Consider the following 19,445-nt stretch of genomic DNA (forward strand, 5'->3'; position numbering starts at 1 on the left):
TTCGGTTTAAGTGGAGATGAATTGGGGTTAGGTGAAAGGAGGAGGATGCTCAATTGGCTGTATTTTGCGTTTTAGATGGCTTGGCAGAGTCTCCCGATGTGCGTTTTGCCTAAGCCAAGCAAGGGGACTCTGCTTCTGCGACAGCCGTTTTTTGAACCATGTGAAAAGATAATTTAAGTACAGTCGGAGAAAACCGTCATTGGAAAATAAAAAAATCTACGCCTTACTCATTTCATTTTCATAATTAATTAGCCCGGCTTTAATTTCGGCCAATTGAATTTCGCTTAACTCATGGCCGTAGTATTCTTTAATAAGCTCATATTTTAGCTCAGCTGCAGAAATATCATTTCCTAAGCGTTTTTTTATCCTTTTAATAGCAAGCTGACGAACAAACGACATCATGCCGTCAAAAATTTCAAATCTTTCACGCACACTTTTGGCTTTAATAATTTCAAATTGCTTGGCAGCTATAAATTCCGGGGTGTCTGTCATAATTGAACGTTGTATGTGTTGAGATTTAATTCATTAACCCAAAGTTGCTAATATTCTGAATTACAGTTCAACTAACCCAAATAATTATTAATCCACAAATAAAACAGAAATATCAAAATAAATTCCGAAGAATAACCAACCATTTAACCTATAAATGTCAAAGCAGAGTCTCCCGGTGTGCGTTTTGCCTGTGCATAGCAAGGGGACTCTGCTTCTGCGACAGCAACTCCTGGTACCACAATAACGCATCATTCAAGTACCAGAATTAGAAAACCATTAGCGCATAAAAACAAGTCCCGTCAGGAAAAATATTCGCCGGACGGGACTAGTTTTTACAGGAAATCAGGCAATTCAACCAAAACAAAAAATCTGTTAAAGGCAACCATCACTTTTCACGTTTCAGATTTATCAGCACGCTGCCATTTACTCTGAAATTGTATCTGGGGCTCAGGAAATCGGTGTCACGATAATGATAAATATACACAGGTGTGAGCTGAAAAACATATCGTTTGTGCCTGTATTGCAGACCAGTACCCAGCGACAGGTTATGAATGAGGCCTTTCTTTTGTTCTGTATTGAAAGAAGAATACAGCTCGTCGCCATCAACATGGGCCTCAAACCTTACGTTCTGGTACAGGCGCAGGTCCAGATTAGTGCCTGCCATAAATTTCATATCCCACCGGCGATTAAGGGGCAGATAATAATTGAGGTTCAGCGGAATACTCAGCATAGATGCCCTGATATGTATATCTTCAATGCGTTCATATTTTTCGGGCAGGTAGTGCTTGTACATATCGGTGAAATTCTGGCGGGTATCCAAATTAAACTCCTTCGGGTTATAATACTCTGCCTCGGGGTTAGTAAGGAACGTTAAGCCTGTGGTAAAACTCAGACTTTTGCCAAAAAACACTTCAAAAACAGGCCCCAGGTCTAGGGTATGATTAAACCCAAGGCCTGTATTTAAGCCCAGGCGGGTATCAATGCGCGGCCATCTGAACGAACGCCTTTGTTCGGCAGGCGTAATTACCGGGCGTTTATAGACCGAATCTGCACTTTTTTTAACAACTGCGGGTTCATCGGCCTTTTCAATGGTAGTTGCTCCTTCAGGCTTTGGCTCCTGCGCCTCAGTTACCAAAGTGGTGCCTGCATCAGCAACCGACTTATCGGTTATAGTAACCTGTACAGGGGCCTCATACACCACCGGGCGCGGGCTGTTGGCATTGCCGGTTGAGGTAACCGGGGGTTTTTGCACCACATAAATGGTTTTGTTGATATACACGGTGTCGCGGTGTACAATTTCCTGTACCTGCGTATTTGTTTTTAATTGTTCAATTGTAGAAATCTTATCATTCAGTATCCGGAATTGCTTTTCGTAATCATATTTGTCTATTAAATTCCATATCAGCAGCACAGTGGCCAGGCTGCCATAGAGCGGCCAGCCGAACCGCCGCCAGAAGTCCAGATACCAGGGCACAGGCATTCTGCCCCTGATGTTTTGCCAGACACCCTCGCTGACCGGCCTGCGGACGGACTCCAGTTTTTCCCTGATTTTTTTATCAAATAGCTCGTTTGCCATAAAGTTTATATTTTTGAAAGTCGCGTCAAATACTGATTTATCCATTCCTGCAATTTAGCTCTTGCTTTAGACAGATTGGCCCTTACGGCACTTTCTGTAACACCCAGCATACCGGCTATTTCGGTATGCGAATAGCCGTCTACCACCGCCAGCGAAAAGACCGTCCGGTAAACGGGGCTTAGTTTCTGCACAAACTCCATTATTTCATCCACCGTCAGCAGTTCCAGATGTTCTTCATCTGCCTGTGTGCGGCTGGCGTGGTCAAGATCTGTCAATTCAATACGGGCGTGGTGTTTTCTGAAATAGTCAATGGCGGCATTCACCATTACCGTTCTGAACCAGGCCTCAAACACCTGCCCGGTGTTATAGCGGCTTATGTTTCCGAAAACCTTGATGAATCCGTCGCTCACCATTTCTTCGGCCTCTTCATCATGGGCGGCATACCTCAGGCAGATACTCTTTGCAAAACCGGCGAAGTGGTCAAACAACTGCTTTTGTGCCAGGGGTTTCCCGGCCACACAGCCCTCTATGGTTTTTTGCAAATCAAATCGGTTATTTCTTTTTCTAAAAAACACATTATAACAGGTTAGCTTACTAATCAAAGGCGCCAATGGCATATACGCAATTTATACCAAATATGCTTCCAGAATTGTTTTTTCGAGATTAAAAAAAAAATTAATCTCTGCCAGGAAGCAAACCCGGGTAATCTGCGTATGTAGTGCTAAATAACCAAACTTTAGTAACAATGAAATTACAGGAAAAAATCAATCGTAATCAGTTTCTGAAACAAGTGGGTTTTACAGGTACGGCACTTTTTGCTTTATACACTGCAAGCAGTTGCAAAAACGAAACCGGCGTAACGCCGATATCATCAAACGGAATAACCATTGACCTGACAGACGCCGCTTATGCCAACCTGAAAAAAGAAGGAGGCTATGTAATAAAAAGCGGAATTGTAATAGCACGCTATAACGGAAACTATGTAGCTGCCACACTTACCTGCAGCCACGAGGGCCGCCAGCAGATTACTTTTCAGACCAACCAATGGTACTGCACAGCGCACGGCGCAAAATTTGACACCAGCGGAAAGGGGCTTAACAGCGAAGGCAGAGCCGGGCTTACTGTTTATAAAACCGCAGTAAGCGGCAATACCCTAACCATAACCGCTTAAAATGAAAACCATGCTGAAAAGAACCCTTTTAATTGCCGCACTGCTGGGAGCCCGGCAGATGGCCGCTGCCCAGGATTTACTGAACGAGCTTGACAAAACCGTGCCGCTGGCTAAAACCTACACTACTGCCACGTTTAAATCTACCAGAGTAATTAACGGCCACTCGGTTGAGACTGTTGCCAAAAAACACCTGGACTTCCGTATTTCTCACCGTTTCGGCAGGCTCAACGAAGGCGCGTATAACCTTTACGGCCTCGATGCCGCCACCATGCGCATTGGCCTTGAATACGGACTTACCGACAGGCTAATGATTGGTGTGGGCCGCAGTACCAGCCAGAAAACCTACGACTTCTTTGCCAAATACAGAGCCCTCAGGCAGTCGCCGTCGGGGTCGCCGGTTAGTATTACCGCGCTGGCCGCTGCCGATGCCATTACGCTAAGCACCAGCCCCAACCTTACATTTTATAATAATCAGCAAAGATTTACCTACGTTGGGCAGTTGCTGATAGCCCGTAAATTTAACGAGAAGCTCTCTTTACAGTTAAGCCCCACCTATCTGCACAGCAACCGCATTGAAGCCAGCTCTGAACCCAACGATATTTTGGCGATGGGCATTGGCGGCCGCATGAAAATAAGCAAGAGAACGTCTATCAACGCTGAGTATTTCTACCGGTTACCGCTTACCACGGGTACTTTTAACCTGCAAAACACGGTTTATCATAACTCGCTTTCGGTGGGCTTTGATATCGAAACCGGCGGGCACGTGTTTCAGTTGCACTTTACCAATTCGCTGGGTATGATAGAACGCCAGTTTATAGCCCAGACAGACGGAATGTGGAACAAAGGCGATATACACTACGGATTTAATATTTCAAGAACTTTCAGCTTTGATAAAAAAAGATAGCCATGAAAACCCTTTTTACAATACTGGCAGGTATGCTGATATCTGCCGGTTCTTTTGCCCAGAACCAATGGATTTGCAGCAAAGGTGAAACCAGTTTTTTTTCGGAAACCCCGGTTGAAAACATAGCCGCTGTTAATAAAAATGTAGTATCTATTATTGATTTCAGTACAGGCCAGGTGGCCGTTAAGATGAATGTAGCTGCCTTTAAGTTTAAGAACCACCTGATGGAAGAGCATTTCAACGAAAACTACATGGAAACAGAGAAGTATCCGGTGGCTACGTTTTCGGGCAAAATGCAGGGAAATGCAGACCCCGCCAAAAACGGTACTTATGACATAACCGCTACCGGGCAGCTAACCATGCACGGCGTAAGCCGCGAACGCACCCTGAAAGGCCGCCTGATAGTAAATGGCAATGAGATTACCTTGCTGGCAGACTTTGACGTGGCTCTGAAAGACCACAAGATTGACGTGCCAACCTTGGTTATTGCCAAAATTGCAGAAAATATAGCCGTGAAAAATAAGTTTGTTTTTAGCAGAAAGTAGGGGTTTCATACCAACTGCCGGCTCAGCAATGGGCTGGCAGGTATGGAATTTTACAATGAAAAATCTTAGTTAGGTGAATTTCAGGCGGGGTTCCCCCGGTGTGGCAGGATGTGGTTTGAGGGGGGCTTTGCCCTTTTTTTGTGCCTGCCTTATTTTGCTGCCAGCAATTAATAACCTGCCAGCCCTGCACCCATTAACCCATGCCTGCCTAAGCAAATAATTCTCTGATGGTTTTCATTGGCAAAAACATTTTGCCCGACGTTGGCAAAAGAATAAATCCATACCTTAAGTAGAAGTTCCTGGCAATTTCATCAATGGGGTCAACCACAATGGCCAATGTTCCCACAGTTTCTGAAATATCAAAACACCTTTTCAAAGCATCAATTAGCAGAATTTCTCCATAACCTTTACCCTTGATAGAAATATCAACGGCTAAACGGCCTAACAGCACGGTGGGTATATCTTGATAATTCGGTGGCCACTTCTTCTGCAAATAATCCGGGAAGTCGCTCTTTTTAATAGCATTTGCCGAAAGTGTATAATATCCCTTTACAATTAAAGCATTGTCGACCAAAACAAAACAGGCAGACAAATCTCTGCCAACATCCTGTTTTGCCTGTCGTTTTAAATAATTATCTAAAAGTTCGTATCCACAGTTAAAGTTACTTTTGTCGCACTGTTTTTCGAGTATCTGTATTTTCAGCTCCATTTAGTTCAGCAAATTTTTCGTAGTTCATGCGTGCTTTTTGAAGGTTGTTGTTAGGCGAAGGATGGTTCATTAATGTTTCTAAAAACACCTTCTTATCTTCAATACTCTTCAGTACGTGGTTATTTTCGTCAATAATTTTAACTGCCTCTTTGTTTATACAAAAAATCACAAATTCTGTCAGACTTTTAAATCCGCTCAGCTCTGATGCATACTTTATCAGTTCCTTCTGTTCTTTACTTATCCGAACATCTAATCTGTCATTAACTGAAGTACCCATATTCAAAATATTTAGAATGTTGCAACCGACTTACCCAATTAAAAGGAGTTTTTAACTTGATATAATCAGCTCAACAAATGTACGTATATTTTCCGTACAAATAATTTTTTTTCTGAATATAATTGCATTCAAAATAGCTCCATACTACTAGCTAATTGTATCATAACCACAAAGGCCGGAAACAACATTGGGTTGAATCCGGCCTTTGTGGTTTTCTATGGTTTAAAATTTTATCAACCGCCTTTAATGCGGTTCAGCTCGTCTTCCGAGCCGTTACGGCGGTTTCTGGCTGCTTTTATTTCATTGCTACCAAAACGATAAGTGAAATTAACCCTGAGCTGCTGCGACTCCCACTTGAACCGCAGATTGGTGTACACTCCGGCATAATCAGAGTGGTACCCTCCCCTACCCGTATGGAAAACATCAGTAAAGCTAAGTTTCAGCGTGGCATTGTCTTTCATAAATTTCTTCTGCACCCCGGCATCCACAGTACCCATGGCGCGGTTATAGTCAATCCGGCGGTAAGGCGAATTATACCAGCCCGATAACTCTATGGTCCAGTTTTTTTTCAGCTTAAATGTGCTTTGCGCATTGGCATTGGCGGCAAGGGTGCGGTTGTTGAACGACAACCCGTTTTCCAGATCTCCGCGCCATACATTCGTGTATCCGCTTACATTTACATAAACATTCCACCATTTGGTTATATCAGTTGCCAGGCTCATATCAAGGCTGAAACCCTGGGTGTAGTCCAGATTTCGCTCAATAAAGTAAGTGCGGCTGGCATCATAAGGCATACGTAAACCCACCGCCGGAAAGCGCGTACGCCAGTAACCCACCGACGTTGTCAGTTTGCCCTTATACACGTGTGTCAGCTTAAAGTTGTTGGCATATTCAGGGCGCAGAAAAGGGTTACCTTTAGAATACACCAGTTCATCTACCCGGTATTCAAACGGGTTCAGGTTCTGGTAACTCGGGCGGTTAATACGGCGGCTGTAATTCAGATTCAGGTTGTGGTTATCTGACAGTTTGTAAGAAATGGCCCCACTCGGAAAAACGTTCAGGTACGTTGTATCTACCTTATCAAGGTCATTCTGTTTATAGCTGGTCAGTTTTCCTAATGATTGGGTGCGTTCGGCTCGCAAACCCAGCTGTAAATCCCATTTTTTGTTCAGCGAAACATTATAATTGGCATACGCTGCATAAACGCGCTCGGTATACACAAAGTTGTTGCTTCGTTCAATGTCCCGCACTTCGGCATCATTCAGCACATTGAAGAAATCGAAGGTATTGTCTGACTTCACGTCCGACAGCTTCACGCCATACCCTAGTTTACCTTTTTTCAGGGGCTGCTCATAATCGGCCTTGATTGATTTAATGGTGATATCAACCGGCGTTTTAGTTACAAAATTGCGGCTGAAAGAAGGCCTGTCAGAATTAGGGAACTCGTAGGTATTGGGCTGGTAGCTAATCCCCCGTGACGTAAAAATCCCGTAGTCGGCATCTATGTTCAGTTCGCGGCCGGTGGTATCGGCATAACGGTAGTTCATATTTACGTTCAGGTTTTTGTTTTTCTCGGGGTTCGACGTCCGCGAATCCAGAATGGCCGAATCCGGCACGGCGCTGTATCTTTTACCGATCAGGGTCTGGCTTTCGCCACCGCCGTTGTGGTTGCTCACGCGTCCGTTCACATTAAAGCCAATGGTGTTTTTTGAGTTAATGAAATAATCCAGGCCCACTTTGGCATTATGAGAGGTGTCGCGCCAGATACCGCGCCAGGTTTTGTTATAGGCAATGTTGTTCAGTATCTGGTCGTCGAGCGTGCGGTTATGCCATGCCCCCTGATTATAACCGTAGTTACCAAAGATATTCACTTTTTTATCGCGGTGGTTCAGGTTAACCGAGCCGTTGTATTTAGGCGTAATACCAAACATACCCCCCAGGCTCAGGTTACCGTTGGTACCAATCTTTTTGTTCTTTTTCAGGCGGATGTTAATAATACCCAGGTCTCCGGCGGCATCATATTTGGCCGACGGGTTGGTGATAACCTCAATGGCTTCAATGTCGGCCGAGTTCATGCTTTTCAGGGTTGATGCCAGGTCTTTCCCACTCATGGGCGACGGCCGCCCGTCAATAAAAATGCGTACCCCGGCTTTGCCCTTCACCAGTACGTTTTCGTCTTTGTCTACCTGCACACCGGGCGACTTCTGCAATAGCTCAAGTGCATTTAAACCCGTAGAATTAATACTGGCCTCAACATTAAAAACAATTTTGTCGTTCTGCACCTCTATCAGTGGTTTGGCCGCTACCACCTTTACTTCGCTCAGCTGCCTGGTATCGGCCAATACCGTAAAGGGCTGAAACTCGATGTCGCGGTCTACGAGTTCAAAAACCGGCGACCGGAACGGATTGAATCCTACTGCACTTATTTTAATGAAATACCTGCCGGCTTTCAGATTACCTATTTTAAAGCCTCCGTTTTCGTCGGCTATGTCGGCCTTGGCCAATGAAGAATCAACTGCCGCGTGTACAGCAATGGTAGCAAAAGAAACCACTTCGTTCTGCTGATTTTTTACCTGACCTTTAATGGCATACAAGTTGTTTTGAGCACGCGCAAGCTGCGCCATACTCACAAGGAGTAATACGAGTAATAGATTTTTCATAATTTTTTTAAAGTGCTTTTCAATAATTTTGTAATTGCCAGCCTGCTTTCGCAAAATGGCTGAATTGCCCGTCGGGATAAATCAACATAAAACTAACTGGTTAAACCAACAGTTAAAAGTTAAGGGGCAAAACTGTTACCAAAACCAACTAATCTGTTTTTAACAACAAGAAACTTAGTTTGGAAGTCCTTACCTACGAACAATTTCGTAGCAAATATATCAGAACTTTTTTCACCTGCCAAAAAATATTACGAAATTTTTCGTAGTTGCCAGAATCACCCCTATTCCGGCAGGTAAACTTTTCAAAATCATAAAGGTTACAAAAAATATAATTTTTATTTGAGGCGCTGCCGGCCTTACAATCAGGCGTTTTTCAGAAGCATATACGTAGCTTGGCAGACAGGCAAAACAGCAGGCCACCTTGCAGATTATGGCCGCTTACAAGTGTGCAGCGGGTGCGGCGTCCTATTTTTTATTAATTAAATACAAAATATAACAAGTATTTTTAGCTACCTTCCCGAATTAATCAGGATTTTAATAATTTTGATTCTGCTTAGCTTAGGGCGGCAATCTCCGTAAAAGTTTTTATTGGCACAGAGCAGGTTTTAACATCGACAGGCAAGGAAAAAATGGACTCCCAGGTAATGAACGTTAACACCCCTAATGATTCTCAACTTTGGCAACAGCTAAAGAATGGCAACGAATCAGCGCTGGGCAAACTCATAAAAAAATATTTTAATCTGCTGCAAAACTACGGCTACAAGTTTATCAAAAACGAAGACTTTGTAAAAGACTGTGTGCAGGAAGTTTTTGTTGAGATCTGGACCCGCCGCAGCACCATAGCCCAGCCCGACAGCGTAAAAGCCTACCTGCTTACTTCGGTTCGTAAAAGAATACTCCGCGAGAGTGTCCGCCAGAAAATAGACCACGACAATAATCTGGAAAACGTAGAAAACGACATCAGCTTTGCTGAGTTTTCGCCCGAGCTGGCCATTATTGAAGAAGAGCGCACGCAGGAAAACGTAAAGAAAATATCGGCTATGCTCAACACCCTGCCCAAACGGCAGCGCGAAGTAATTTACCTGAAATACTACCAGAATCTGGAACGCGACGAAATAGCGCAGATAATGGGCATCAACTCGCAGTCGGTCTCTAACCTCTTGCAGGTGGCATTTAGCGCCATCAGAGAAAACTGGGGAGGCCTGTCAATCAGCTATCTGTTGCTAATGCGATTTATCTTATAAAAAAAACTCTATAAATACAGTATTTACTAACTGCCGTTGGCATCCTACTTTATATACCTTATTACTGATGAATTCAGACTATAAAAACTTTAACCCGGAAGACTTCTGCCATGATGAGTCGTTCCGAAACTGGGTATTGAACCCAGACCCCCCAACCGAGCTGTACTGGAACGAATGGATTTCGCAGAACCCGGCTTCGGCTGGTAAAATAGAAACCGCGCGCGCACTTTTACTGGCTTTGCATGAAAAAGCCCCGGCCCTGACAGACCAGGAGCTGGACGCCATTACGCAACAGATTCTGAACCCGGCCAACAATAGCACTATCAGCTTCTGGCAAAAACCCTTTTTCAGAATTGCCGCCACCCTGGCCATTATAGCAGGGGCAGGTATGCTGGCATTTAAGCTGTATACCGAAAAAGAGAAACTGGCTTTTTTTGAGACCATATCGCCTAACCTTACGGCAGATTACATAGAAACCGAAAACACCGAAAACCGGACTCAGACCATCACCCTGCAAGACAGCAGCGTGATAACGCTGTATCCGAAAAGTAAAATCAGATACCCGATTCATTTCTCGCCGGAAACCCGCGAGGTCTATCTGGAGGGTCAGGCGTTTTTTAATATTGCCAAAAATCCTAAACGGCCATTCTGGGTGTACACCAACCATATATCTACCCAGGTGCTGGGTACCAGTTTTATGGTAAAAGCCTTTGAAAACGAAAAGAATGTAAAAGTAGAAGTACGTACAGGCAGGGTGTCGGTTTACCGCTATGAAGACCTGCAGAAAGCCAAACGCCTGCAGAATAACGAAATGGCCGGTATTATACTTACGCCCAACCAGTCTATAGAGTACACCGTTAACGAAGCGCGCCTGCTTAAATCAATCAGCAGGCAGCCTGAAATTCTGGTAGCCAAAACACCCGAAAACTTTATATTTGATGAGGCCCCGATATCAAAGGTTTTCAGCCAGATGGAGCGCGCCTATGGTATACAGATTATTTATGACGAAAAAAACATGAAGAACTGCTACCTTACCGCCACCTTTACAGAGGAGTCGTTGTACGAAAAATTAAATATCATTTGCAAGGTTACACACTCAAGCTACGAAATAGTTGATGCTCAGATAGTTATACATAGCAACGGATGCTAGTGTGAAATAATTTGCATTATTTCACAAAAAATTTTCATAATAACAAGTATCTGCATACAGGTTCTGCCATCCATAGATAAAACCACAATTACATTTATCTATGGATGGACTTTTACAATCTGCTTTCTACACTTTTGGGGTCTCTGAACCTACAACAACCCGCGTTTTATCAATGATACCGGCAGGCAACAGTTGCTAATGATGCCTGATTTTGCTGTGGAAAATAATTATTCCAATTAATTCTTTGATAAAAAACATTTTAACCCTAAATTTTATCTCGTTCTGATGAAAGAATATTTCTCCCCCTTTTTTTTAAAGAAACTTATGAGGGTTTCATTTATACAAGTTTTGTTTAGCCTTATCGGACTGGGTATTTCATACGCACACACCGCTAACGGGCAGGAAGTGCTAGAGCAGCGTATCAGCATCAGGGCCAATAACGACAACCTGAAGGCCATGCTGAGTTTTATTGAACAAAGTGCCAGCGTAAAATTTGTGTATAATCCACGCGAAATTAACATTGGCCAGAAAGTATCATTTGAAGCCCGCAACGAAACGCTTAAATCTGTACTGGCTAAAATCTGCAAGCCATTACAGATATCTTATGAAGTAAAAGGCAAGCAGATAATGCTCTACAAAGAAGTAGCAAGCCTGCTGAAAGAGCCCGAAGTAATAGTAGCCGGGTCGGTAGTTGAAGAAGAAAAACCACTCAGAATAGTAACGGGTAAAGTAACCGACGAAAAAGGCGAAGGTATACCCGGTGTAAGCGTAGTGGTAAAAGGCACCACCAAAGGTGTAACAACAGACGTAGAAGGCATTTATAAGCTGGATGTCCCAAACGAAACCACCATTCTTGTGTTCAGTTATGTGGGTTATGTAACCCAGGAAATTGTAACCGGTAACCGCTCAGCCATTGATGTAAAGCTGCTTCCTGACGATAAATCGCTCGACGAAGTAGTGGTTATCGGCTATGGCGAACAGAAAAAAAGCGACCTTACCGGCGCCGTAGCTTCTATGCAGACCAAAGACATTACCAGGGCTAATCCGGTGCTGGCTTCTAAAGCATTGCAAGGCCAGGTGGCCGGCGCTACCGTTACGAAATCAGACAACCGGCCGGGGAGTTCTTACAACATAACCATCAGAGGAGAAAACACTATTAATAACTCTACTGCACCCCTAATTGTAATAGATGGTTTAATGGGTGGCGATATCAATAACCTGAACCCGAACGACATTCAGTCGATGGACGTACTGAAAGATGCTTCCTCTACCGCCATTTATGGTGCCAGAGGAGCCAACGGGGTGGTTATTATCACTACCAAAAAAGGGTTATCGGGCAAGCCGCGTGTCAATTATGACAGCTACGTGGGTGTAAAAGTACCGGCGCACCTACCCAAACTGATGAACAGCGAGCAGTTTTATAAAGCTACCTACACCGACCGCATTCTGGAAGGAGTAGCTGAAGCCAAATTTACTTCTCTCGAGCTTGACAACATCAAAAACGGCCGCAGTACTGACTGGGTAGACCTGGTTACAGACCCCGGCGTACAAACCAACCACTCACTGAGCGTGTCGGGCGGTAATGAAAAAACTACCTACCGGTTTTCGGGCGGTTTCCTGAACGAAGACGGCAACGTGCTTAGCACCAATTTTAAAAGATATAACCTCAATGCCGGGCTTGACAGCAAACTTGGCGAGCGCTTCAAGGTTGGATTTACTTCTTACGCCACCTTTTCGGTACAGAACCTGGGCTCGCAGGAGTCACTCAGAGGCGCCTACCGCGTCAGACCTACCGGCGTACCTTATTACAGCGACCTAACTAACCCCTCAGAAAACCAGGACATCAACGTAAACGGACTGGCTATCTGGATGGGTATCAACGATAAACAGGTACCTAACCCTTTGAGCGACGTAGACCCTAACCAGTCTAAACTACGCACCAGGGTATCAAACATCATGGCTAATGCCTATGTTGAGTACACACCTGTAAAAGGCCTTAGCATTCGGTCGTCGCTATCATCTACTTACGGCACTACCCAGATTGGCGACTTCCGCGGTATGTGGTCAAAATCGCAGACGGGTAATAAACCAAGAGCCCAGCTCGACAACCGCGTTATCGGCAGCTATACCTTAGACAACATCATTAACTATAACCTTACCCTGGGCCAGCACAAAATAAACCTTACAGGTTTACAAAGTGCTTTCTACCAGCGCAATGAGGCGTCTAGCATTGCAGCCAAAGACCTGCCTTATGACTCAGACTGGTATGCCCTTAACACCGGTACCGTTACGGCATTCAGCAGTTCTCTTGTAGAGCGTTCGTTGTCATCGTACATGGGGCGTATCAATTACACCTTCCGCGACAAATACCTGTTTACAGCCACCGGCCGTTCAGACGGCGCCTCGCAGCTGGCAGCAGGTAACAAGTGGGCGTTTTTCCCATCTGTTGCATTGGCATGGCGAGTAATTGACGAGTCGTTCATGCAAAACATCAAGGCCTTGTCAAACCTGAAATTACGCCTGAGCTATGGGGAGGTAGGTAACTCAACCGTAGCGCCATACAGCACACAGGCAGGGCTGATCAACACCGGCTATGATTTTGACGGCACTGCAGCCTATGGCTTTGCCCCTTCTAACCTGGGCAACAAAGACCTGCGCTGGGAACGCAGCAAAGAGCTGAACCTGGGCCTTGACTTCGGTTTGTTCGGTAACCGGATATCGGGTACGGTTGAATTATACGACAGAAAAACGCAGGATCTGATACTGAGCCAGAAAATACCTACTACGTCAGGCTTCTCGCAGGTGGTATCCAACGTAGGTAAAATTCAGAACAAAGGTATTGAGATACTCCTGAACACCGTAAACATTGCCACCACCGATTTCAGCTGGAACACCACCCTTACCTTTACCAAAAACAACAACAAACTGCTTGAACTTTACGGCAACGGGCAAATGGCCGACAAAGGCAATAACCTCTTTGTGGGCTACCCTATCAGAGCCAACTTTGACTACAAGTTTAACGGCATCTGGCAACTGGCCGATAAAGATCTTGCCCTTAAATACAATCAGGTGCCGGGTTCGGTACGTGTAGTTGACCAGAACAACGACGGCATTATATCGTCGACAGAAGGAAAAGACGACCGTGTGTATCTGGGCTCAGAGCTGCCTAACTTCCTGATGGGTATGACCAACCGCTTTAAATACAAAAACTTCGACTTCTCATTCTTTGCTTATTACAGAAACGGTACACTATACAACAACAAAACCCTTTCAGGTACATTTGGTGAGGTTAACGCACAACGATATAACAAGCTGGCCGGCCTTGATTACTGGACCAGCGAAAACCCTTCGAACACGTATTTCGGGGTTGCAGTAGCAAACCCATACCGCAGTGCAATCAACTATCAGGATGCCAGTTTCTTAAGAATCTCTGACATCACACTGGGCTATAATGTACCTCGTAATCTGATGGAAAAATGGAAACTCTACAATGCCCGGGTTTATACTCAGGTAACCAATCCGATTATTGTTACCAAGTTTATCGGTTTTGACCCTGAATTCAACTCAGCCATTTATCAGGACGACGTACCATCGGTTACTTTCAGCCTGGGTGTTAATCTTAGTTTCTAATTTATATTAATCGAAAGACAATGAAATCTATATATTCAAAATCAAAATTCTTAATCGCCGCAGGCTTATTGCTTGTATCAGCCGGTTGTAAGGATTCTTTTCTTGACGAAAACCCTAAAACTACCCTTACTACCGATGTTTACTATAAAACCGAAGCAGGGTTTGAAGACCTCGTAAGGGCTTGTTACCCACTGCTGAGAAACATTCATCAGAACCGCATACTGGTACTTAACGGCACAGATATTTTCTCGTCGCAGCCGGGCTGGAACCCCTCAGCAGTAAATGGCAAAGAAACCCCGCCCGTATTGCTTGATGTGTACGACAACCGTTTCAATGCCGCTATTCCGGAAGTACAAACGCTATGGCAATTGCTTTATGCAGAAATTGCACGTACCAATACGGCTATCTCACGTGCCGACGGTATCACCACTATGGCACAGGCTTTGAAAGATACCCGCGTGGCCGAGGTAAAATTCCTCCGGGCCTTGTGTTTCTTCTATGCGGTACAACACTGGGGAGACATACCCATGCCGCTGGCTGAAATCACCACGCCTCAGAAAAATTTCCCAAGGGTGGCTTCGGCTGAAGTGTACAAACAGATAATTGCCGACCTGCTTGACTGCGAAGCCAAACTACCGGCTACGGCCTCTAACTATGGCCGTATAACCAAAGGCGCCGCCCAGTTTTTGCTGGCACGTGTTTACCTTACCCGCGGCTGGAACTTCAACAATGCGCTGGGTGGCACCAATGCCGACTTTGACATGGCGCTGCAATATGCCGATAAAATTATTGACACCTATCCGCTGGCTTCCAGTTATAAAGATCTTTTCCCAAAAAGATCCGATAACCCCCTTACTCAGTACACAGGTGCACAGAACGACAAAAACGCCGAGATAATTTTTGCCGTGCAGTATAACTCAGATATACTTACCAACAAAACCGACCCGGCCTTTACGCAGGATGCCGCCGGTGGAAACGACCTGCACTCGCGCTTTGGCCCAAGTGGAGAGGGTTTCATTGGCAGCAAAGGCCGTACCACAGACTACAACCGCTCGGTAGGTATACACCAGGTAAATACTGCCGCTTACCGCATGTATGACCCGGATATCGACACCCGCTACGCGCATAATTTTGTAAGTGTGGGGTATTCGTTATCGGCGGTTAAAGATTACAAACCATTGCCCTTAAGTAACCCAAACCTGAAAGTGAGTTTCGCCGTTGGCGATACTGTACTGGTATGCCGCCCCTGGAACAACCCTACGAAGTCGACAACTGAAAGAGGCGTTGACCTGGGCGGCACCAAAAACTACGCCGTAGTGAATACTTACGAATATGGTGGAGGTTACCCGATTGATAATTCAGGCTATAACATACAAGCCCCACTGATGTGGAAATTCTGGCAGCCGGGTATTCCTTACGGCGACGCCTACGGTACTTTTAATGAAGCTGTTTTCAGAGCAGCTGAAGCCTATCTGATTGCCGCCGAAGCCATTGTAAAAGGTGCAAAAGGTGGCAAACTGGGTGGCGCAGAGGTTTACTACAACAAAGTACTTGACCGCGCCCTGGGTACCAAAAAAGGCACCGACCCTAAATGTGCCGCCGCACCTGAAGACCAGAAATCGCTGGCGGCTGTTTCTTATCGTGCCACAGCGGCCAACATCAGCGTCGACCTGATACTGGACGAAAGAGCGCGTGAACTAATGGGCGAATACAACCGCTGGTTTGACCTGAAAAGAACAGGTAAACTGGTAGAACGTGTGAAAAAATACAATCCCTGGGTGAAGGGACAGGCTATCAGCGATATACATTACCTTAGACCAATACCACAGTCTGAAATAGACTTGTCATTCCCTAAAATGGCGCAAAATCCGGGCTATTGATTCAGTAATTCTTTGAGTGAGGCGGCCTCGGCTGCCTCGCTCACAATAGCCATCTATTTAACCCTGACACTATGAATAATTTGATAAAAACAGCATTTGTGGCAATGCTGCTGACCAGCTTTACCACTCATGCAGAATGGAAAGACCTCTTTAACGGCGCAGACCTGAAAGGCTGGATAAAACGCAACGGAAATGCCGAGTACAGAATTGAAAACAAAACCATTATCGGGGTTTCGAGGCTCAACACACCCAACACCTTTTTATGCACCGAAACCCTGTATGCCGATTTTGTGCTTGAAATGGATGTAAAAGTTGACATCGGCCTTAACTCGGGTATTCAGATACGCAGCATCAGCGACCCCGCCGTTATGAATGGCCGCGTGCATGGGTATCAGGTAGAGATAGACCCCGCCCCACGTGCCTGGAGCGGCGGTATTTACGACGAAGCCCGCAACGGCTGGTTGTATCCGATGTCGGCCAACCCGCAGGGAAGAGTGGCTTTCAGAAACGGGCAATGGAACCGCTATCATATTGAGGCCATAGGGCCCAATATCAAGACCTGGATAAACGGCATACCCTGTGCCAACGTGCTTGACGCCCAAACCGCCCGCGGTTTAATAGCCCTGCAGGTACACCAGATAAAAAGACCCGAACAGGAAGGCCTGACAGTACAATGGAAGAACATCAGAATAGCAACAGATAACCTGAATGAAGTAGTTTTTAAAGGCGAAGAAGCCCCCGAAGTAAGTTACCTGCCCAACAGGCTCACTGAAAATGAAATAAGAAAAGGCTGGCGTTTACTTTGGGACGGCAAAACTGCCAACGGCTGGCAAGTTGCCAATGGCAGTGGTTTCCCATCGGCGGGCTGGGTTATGGAAGATGGTGTGCTGAAAGTGCTGGGCTCTAAAAAAGACAGCGTACGTAAGGGCGGAGACATTGAAACCGTTCAGGTTTTTTCAGATTTTGAGCTGGAGCTAGACTTCCGGCTTACCAAAGGAGCCAATAGTGGATTGAAATATTTTGTAGTAAATGACCCAAAAAGAAAAGCAGGTACAGGATTAGGGCCGGAGTTTCAGCTTCTGGACGATGACGTACACCCTGACGCCAAAGCAGGTGTAAACGGAAACAGAACTACGGCCTCCCTGTATGACCTCATTACTGCCGAAAACCTGTCGGAAGGCAGTAAAGAAAAACGTATCAATCCGCCGGGTAAGTGGAACAAGCTAAGGATAGTATCCAGAAACGGCCATGTTGAACACTGGCTCAATAACCTGAAAATGGTAGAATACGACCGCCATTCGCAGATTTTCCGTAATCTGGTAGCCAAAAGTAAATACAGCACTTACGAAAATTTTGCGCAGGCGTATGCAGGGCATATCCTGTTGCAGGACCACGGCGATGAGGTGCATTTCAGAAGTATCAAAATCAGAGAATTCTGATGCGGGCAGTTGCACTTCATTAACCCTATTCTTTTAGTATCATGAACAGAAGAACATTTGTCAATACCGGAATCCTCTCGGTTTGTTCAGTACCATTCCTGAACCTGAGCGCAGGCGCCTTTGTGCCTGACCAGAAACCCGCCTGGATTGTGGATTGGATAAAAATAAATGAGGCACAGCTACCCGGTTTCAGGGCGCTGAAAGTAACCGACCCCAACCATAGATACTTTGGTGGCTACACCGACCATGTAGAAATACCTAACCCACACACTACCAGCAGTTTTATTGCCAAAGCCTGTATGCTGATGGCCTGCCCTGAGTCAGTTTATTATCAGTCGGCAGATACCCTGAAAGAAGTAGAGGCCGCCGCCGCGGCCATGCTGAAGTTTCAGCATACCGACGGCACCATTGACCTGCTGGCCACTAATTTTCATTCAACGCCCGACACCGCCTTTATTCTGGAAAACATGATTCCGGCCTGGCAGTTTCTGAAAAAATCACAAACCAAAGGCGCCGGGCAGTCGCTGGCTTATATACAGACATTTCTAAAAAATGCCGGAGAAGGCCTCATCAGAGGCGGAATACATACACCCAACCACCGATGGGTGGTATCGGCTGCCTTAGTAAGGCTGCATGCGCTTTTTCCGGACAAACGCTATCTGAACCGCATAGACCAATGGTTAGCTGAACACATAGATATTGACCCCGACGGCCAGTACACTGAAAAAAGCACCAATAGTTATTCCCCAATCGTAGACCGCTCGTTGATTACCCTGGCCAGGGGCCTCAGTAAGCCGGAGCTTTTAGAACCAGTTCTGAAAAATCTGGAAATGACCCTCTATTATGTACATCCTAACGGAGAAGTTGTAACTGAGGCCTCGAACCGCCAGGACAAAGGCACCATCGGTAATATGTTTAAATACTATTACTGTTACCGATACATGGCGCTAAATAAAAATAACGGCCGGATGGCCGCCATGTGCAGGCTGATTGAACAAACCAGCACCCCACAGGAACTGGCCGGGTATCTGGATTATTTTCTGGAAGACCCCACCCTCTGGCAGCCCTTGCCGCCAGACAAACCATTGCCGGTTAATTACGTAAAGGCTTTTCCGTACTCTGGTTTAGTAAGAATACGCCAAGGAAACTGGGACACCACCCTGCTGTCTAACAACCCCGGCTGGCTCACTTTTCATAAAGGCAATGCCGTGTTGCAGGCCATGCGTGTGGCTGCTTCATTTTTTGGAAAAGGGCAGTTTCAGTCTGAAAAAATAGAGCAGAACGGCAACAAATGGGTACTGAAGCGGCATCAGGAAGGCCCCTATTACCAACCCCTCGATACAGATAAAATATCGCCCGATGGCGACCTCGATAAAATGCCACGCACGCTCAGAAAACAGAGCGAAATACAGGAATTAAACACAACTGTAACCATAACCCCGACTGACAATGGTGTTGATGTGGATTTAAACATAACCGGCACAGACGGTGTGCCGGTTTCACTCGAACTCATTTTCAGGCCGGGTGGTACTTTTACGGGGGTAACGCCTCATGCGTCACAGCCGCATGCTTATCTTTTCGGTGGGCAAAACGGCTCTTATACATCAGGTAAAGATACCATTCATTTTTCTTCAGGCCGGATCGAACACAAAGGTGTGCAGTTGCGCGGTGCATTACCCGCAATGGATGCGCCAACGGTTTATCTGACAGGCTTTACGCCTTTTAAGCATACCATCCGTTTATCCTGAATCCATACATTCACCTCATT

At 45.6% G+C, this 19,445-nt stretch carries 15 protein-coding genes; 9 read left to right on the forward strand and 6 right to left on the reverse strand.

What is annotated here, in order from left to right; translation table 11 throughout:
- Nucleotides 1-216 precede the first annotated feature (216 nt).
- The 3 genes from NZ848_RS04845 to NZ848_RS04855 form a co-directional block, all read right to left on the reverse strand.
- Nucleotides 217-492: a hypothetical protein gene (locus NZ848_RS04845; RefSeq protein WP_259014582.1), complete on the reverse strand. Its 276-nt coding sequence runs from the start codon at nt 490-492 to the stop codon at nt 217-219.
- A 385-nt stretch (nt 493-877) separates the two neighbouring features.
- On the reverse strand, nt 878-2,068 hold the full coding sequence (locus NZ848_RS04850; protein WP_259014583.1) for a PorT family protein: 1,191 nt from the start codon (nt 2,066-2,068) through the stop codon (nt 878-880).
- 5 nt (nt 2,069-2,073) lie between these two features.
- Nucleotides 2,074-2,610 carry an RNA polymerase sigma factor gene (locus NZ848_RS04855; RefSeq protein ID WP_259014584.1) on the reverse strand — a complete coding sequence of 179 codons (537 nt, stop codon included), beginning with the start codon at nt 2,608-2,610 and terminating at the stop codon, nt 2,074-2,076.
- Between the two features lie 203 nt (nt 2,611-2,813).
- Between NZ848_RS04855 and NZ848_RS04860 the strand changes: the two genes are divergently transcribed.
- The 3 genes from NZ848_RS04860 to NZ848_RS04870 are packed head-to-tail and all read left to right on the forward strand — an operon-like array spanning nt 2,814 to nt 4,688.
- Nucleotides 2,814-3,239 (forward strand): QcrA and Rieske domain-containing protein, encoded by a 426-nt coding sequence (locus NZ848_RS04860; RefSeq protein WP_259014585.1) that lies wholly within the window; start codon nt 2,814-2,816, stop codon nt 3,237-3,239.
- A 1-nt stretch (nt 3,240) separates the two neighbouring features.
- Nucleotides 3,241-4,143, forward strand: coding sequence for a DUF5777 family beta-barrel protein (locus tag NZ848_RS04865; RefSeq protein ID WP_229236260.1), 903 nt, complete (start codon nt 3,241-3,243; stop codon nt 4,141-4,143).
- Between the two features lie 2 nt (nt 4,144-4,145).
- Nucleotides 4,146-4,688, forward strand: coding sequence for a YceI family protein (locus NZ848_RS04870; protein WP_259014586.1), 543 nt, complete (start codon nt 4,146-4,148; stop codon nt 4,686-4,688).
- Between the two features lie 208 nt (nt 4,689-4,896).
- On the opposite strand, the gene NZ848_RS04875 is transcribed toward NZ848_RS04870, so the two are convergent.
- The 3 genes from NZ848_RS04875 to NZ848_RS04885 all read right to left on the reverse strand — a co-directional run bounded on the left by NZ848_RS04875 (nt 4,897) and on the right by NZ848_RS04885 (nt 8,334).
- Entirely contained in the window at nt 4,897-5,397 is a 501-nt protein-coding gene (locus tag NZ848_RS04875) for a GNAT family N-acetyltransferase (RefSeq protein WP_259014587.1), read from the reverse strand.
- Nucleotides 5,351-5,674 (reverse strand): type II toxin-antitoxin system TacA family antitoxin, encoded by a 324-nt coding sequence (locus tag NZ848_RS04880; RefSeq protein ID WP_259014588.1) that lies wholly within the window; start codon nt 5,672-5,674, stop codon nt 5,351-5,353. Before NZ848_RS04880 ends, NZ848_RS04875 begins: the two co-directional genes overlap by 47 nt.
- Nucleotides 5,675-5,907: 233 nt before the next feature.
- Nucleotides 5,908-8,334, reverse strand: coding sequence for a TonB-dependent receptor (locus NZ848_RS04885; protein WP_259014589.1), 2,427 nt, complete (start codon nt 8,332-8,334; stop codon nt 5,908-5,910).
- A gap of 644 nt (nt 8,335-8,978) precedes the next feature.
- Here NZ848_RS04885 and NZ848_RS04890 point away from each other — a divergent pair.
- The 6 genes from NZ848_RS04890 (at nt 8,979) to NZ848_RS04915 (ending at nt 19,425) form a co-directional block, all read left to right on the forward strand.
- Nucleotides 8,979-9,578, forward strand: coding sequence for an RNA polymerase sigma factor (locus tag NZ848_RS04890; RefSeq protein ID WP_259014590.1), 600 nt, complete (start codon nt 8,979-8,981; stop codon nt 9,576-9,578).
- 67 nt (nt 9,579-9,645) lie between these two features.
- Complete coding sequence (locus tag NZ848_RS04895; RefSeq protein WP_259014591.1) at nt 9,646-10,728, forward strand: FecR family protein; 1,083 nt, start codon at nt 9,646-9,648, stop codon at nt 10,726-10,728.
- 324 nt (nt 10,729-11,052) lie between these two features.
- Complete coding sequence (locus NZ848_RS04900; protein ID WP_259014592.1) at nt 11,053-14,358, forward strand: TonB-dependent receptor; 3,306 nt, start codon at nt 11,053-11,055, stop codon at nt 14,356-14,358.
- 20 nt (nt 14,359-14,378) lie between these two features.
- A complete protein-coding gene (locus NZ848_RS04905) occupies nt 14,379-16,238 on the forward strand; it encodes a RagB/SusD family nutrient uptake outer membrane protein (RefSeq protein ID WP_259014593.1) in 1,860 nt (619 codons plus the stop codon).
- Nucleotides 16,239-16,309: 71 nt separating this feature from the next.
- Nucleotides 16,310-17,677 (forward strand): 3-keto-disaccharide hydrolase, encoded by a 1,368-nt coding sequence (locus NZ848_RS04910; protein WP_259014594.1) that lies wholly within the window; start codon nt 16,310-16,312, stop codon nt 17,675-17,677.
- Nucleotides 17,678-17,718: 41 nt separating this feature from the next.
- Nucleotides 17,719-19,425 carry a hypothetical protein gene (locus NZ848_RS04915; protein ID WP_259014595.1) on the forward strand — a complete coding sequence of 569 codons (1,707 nt, stop codon included), beginning with the start codon at nt 17,719-17,721 and terminating at the stop codon, nt 19,423-19,425.
- Nucleotides 19,426-19,445: the final 20 nt, after the last annotated feature.

Source organism: Emticicia fluvialis (genome assembly GCF_024793945.1).
Lineage (GTDB): Bacteria > Bacteroidota > Bacteroidia > Cytophagales > Spirosomataceae > Emticicia > Emticicia fluvialis.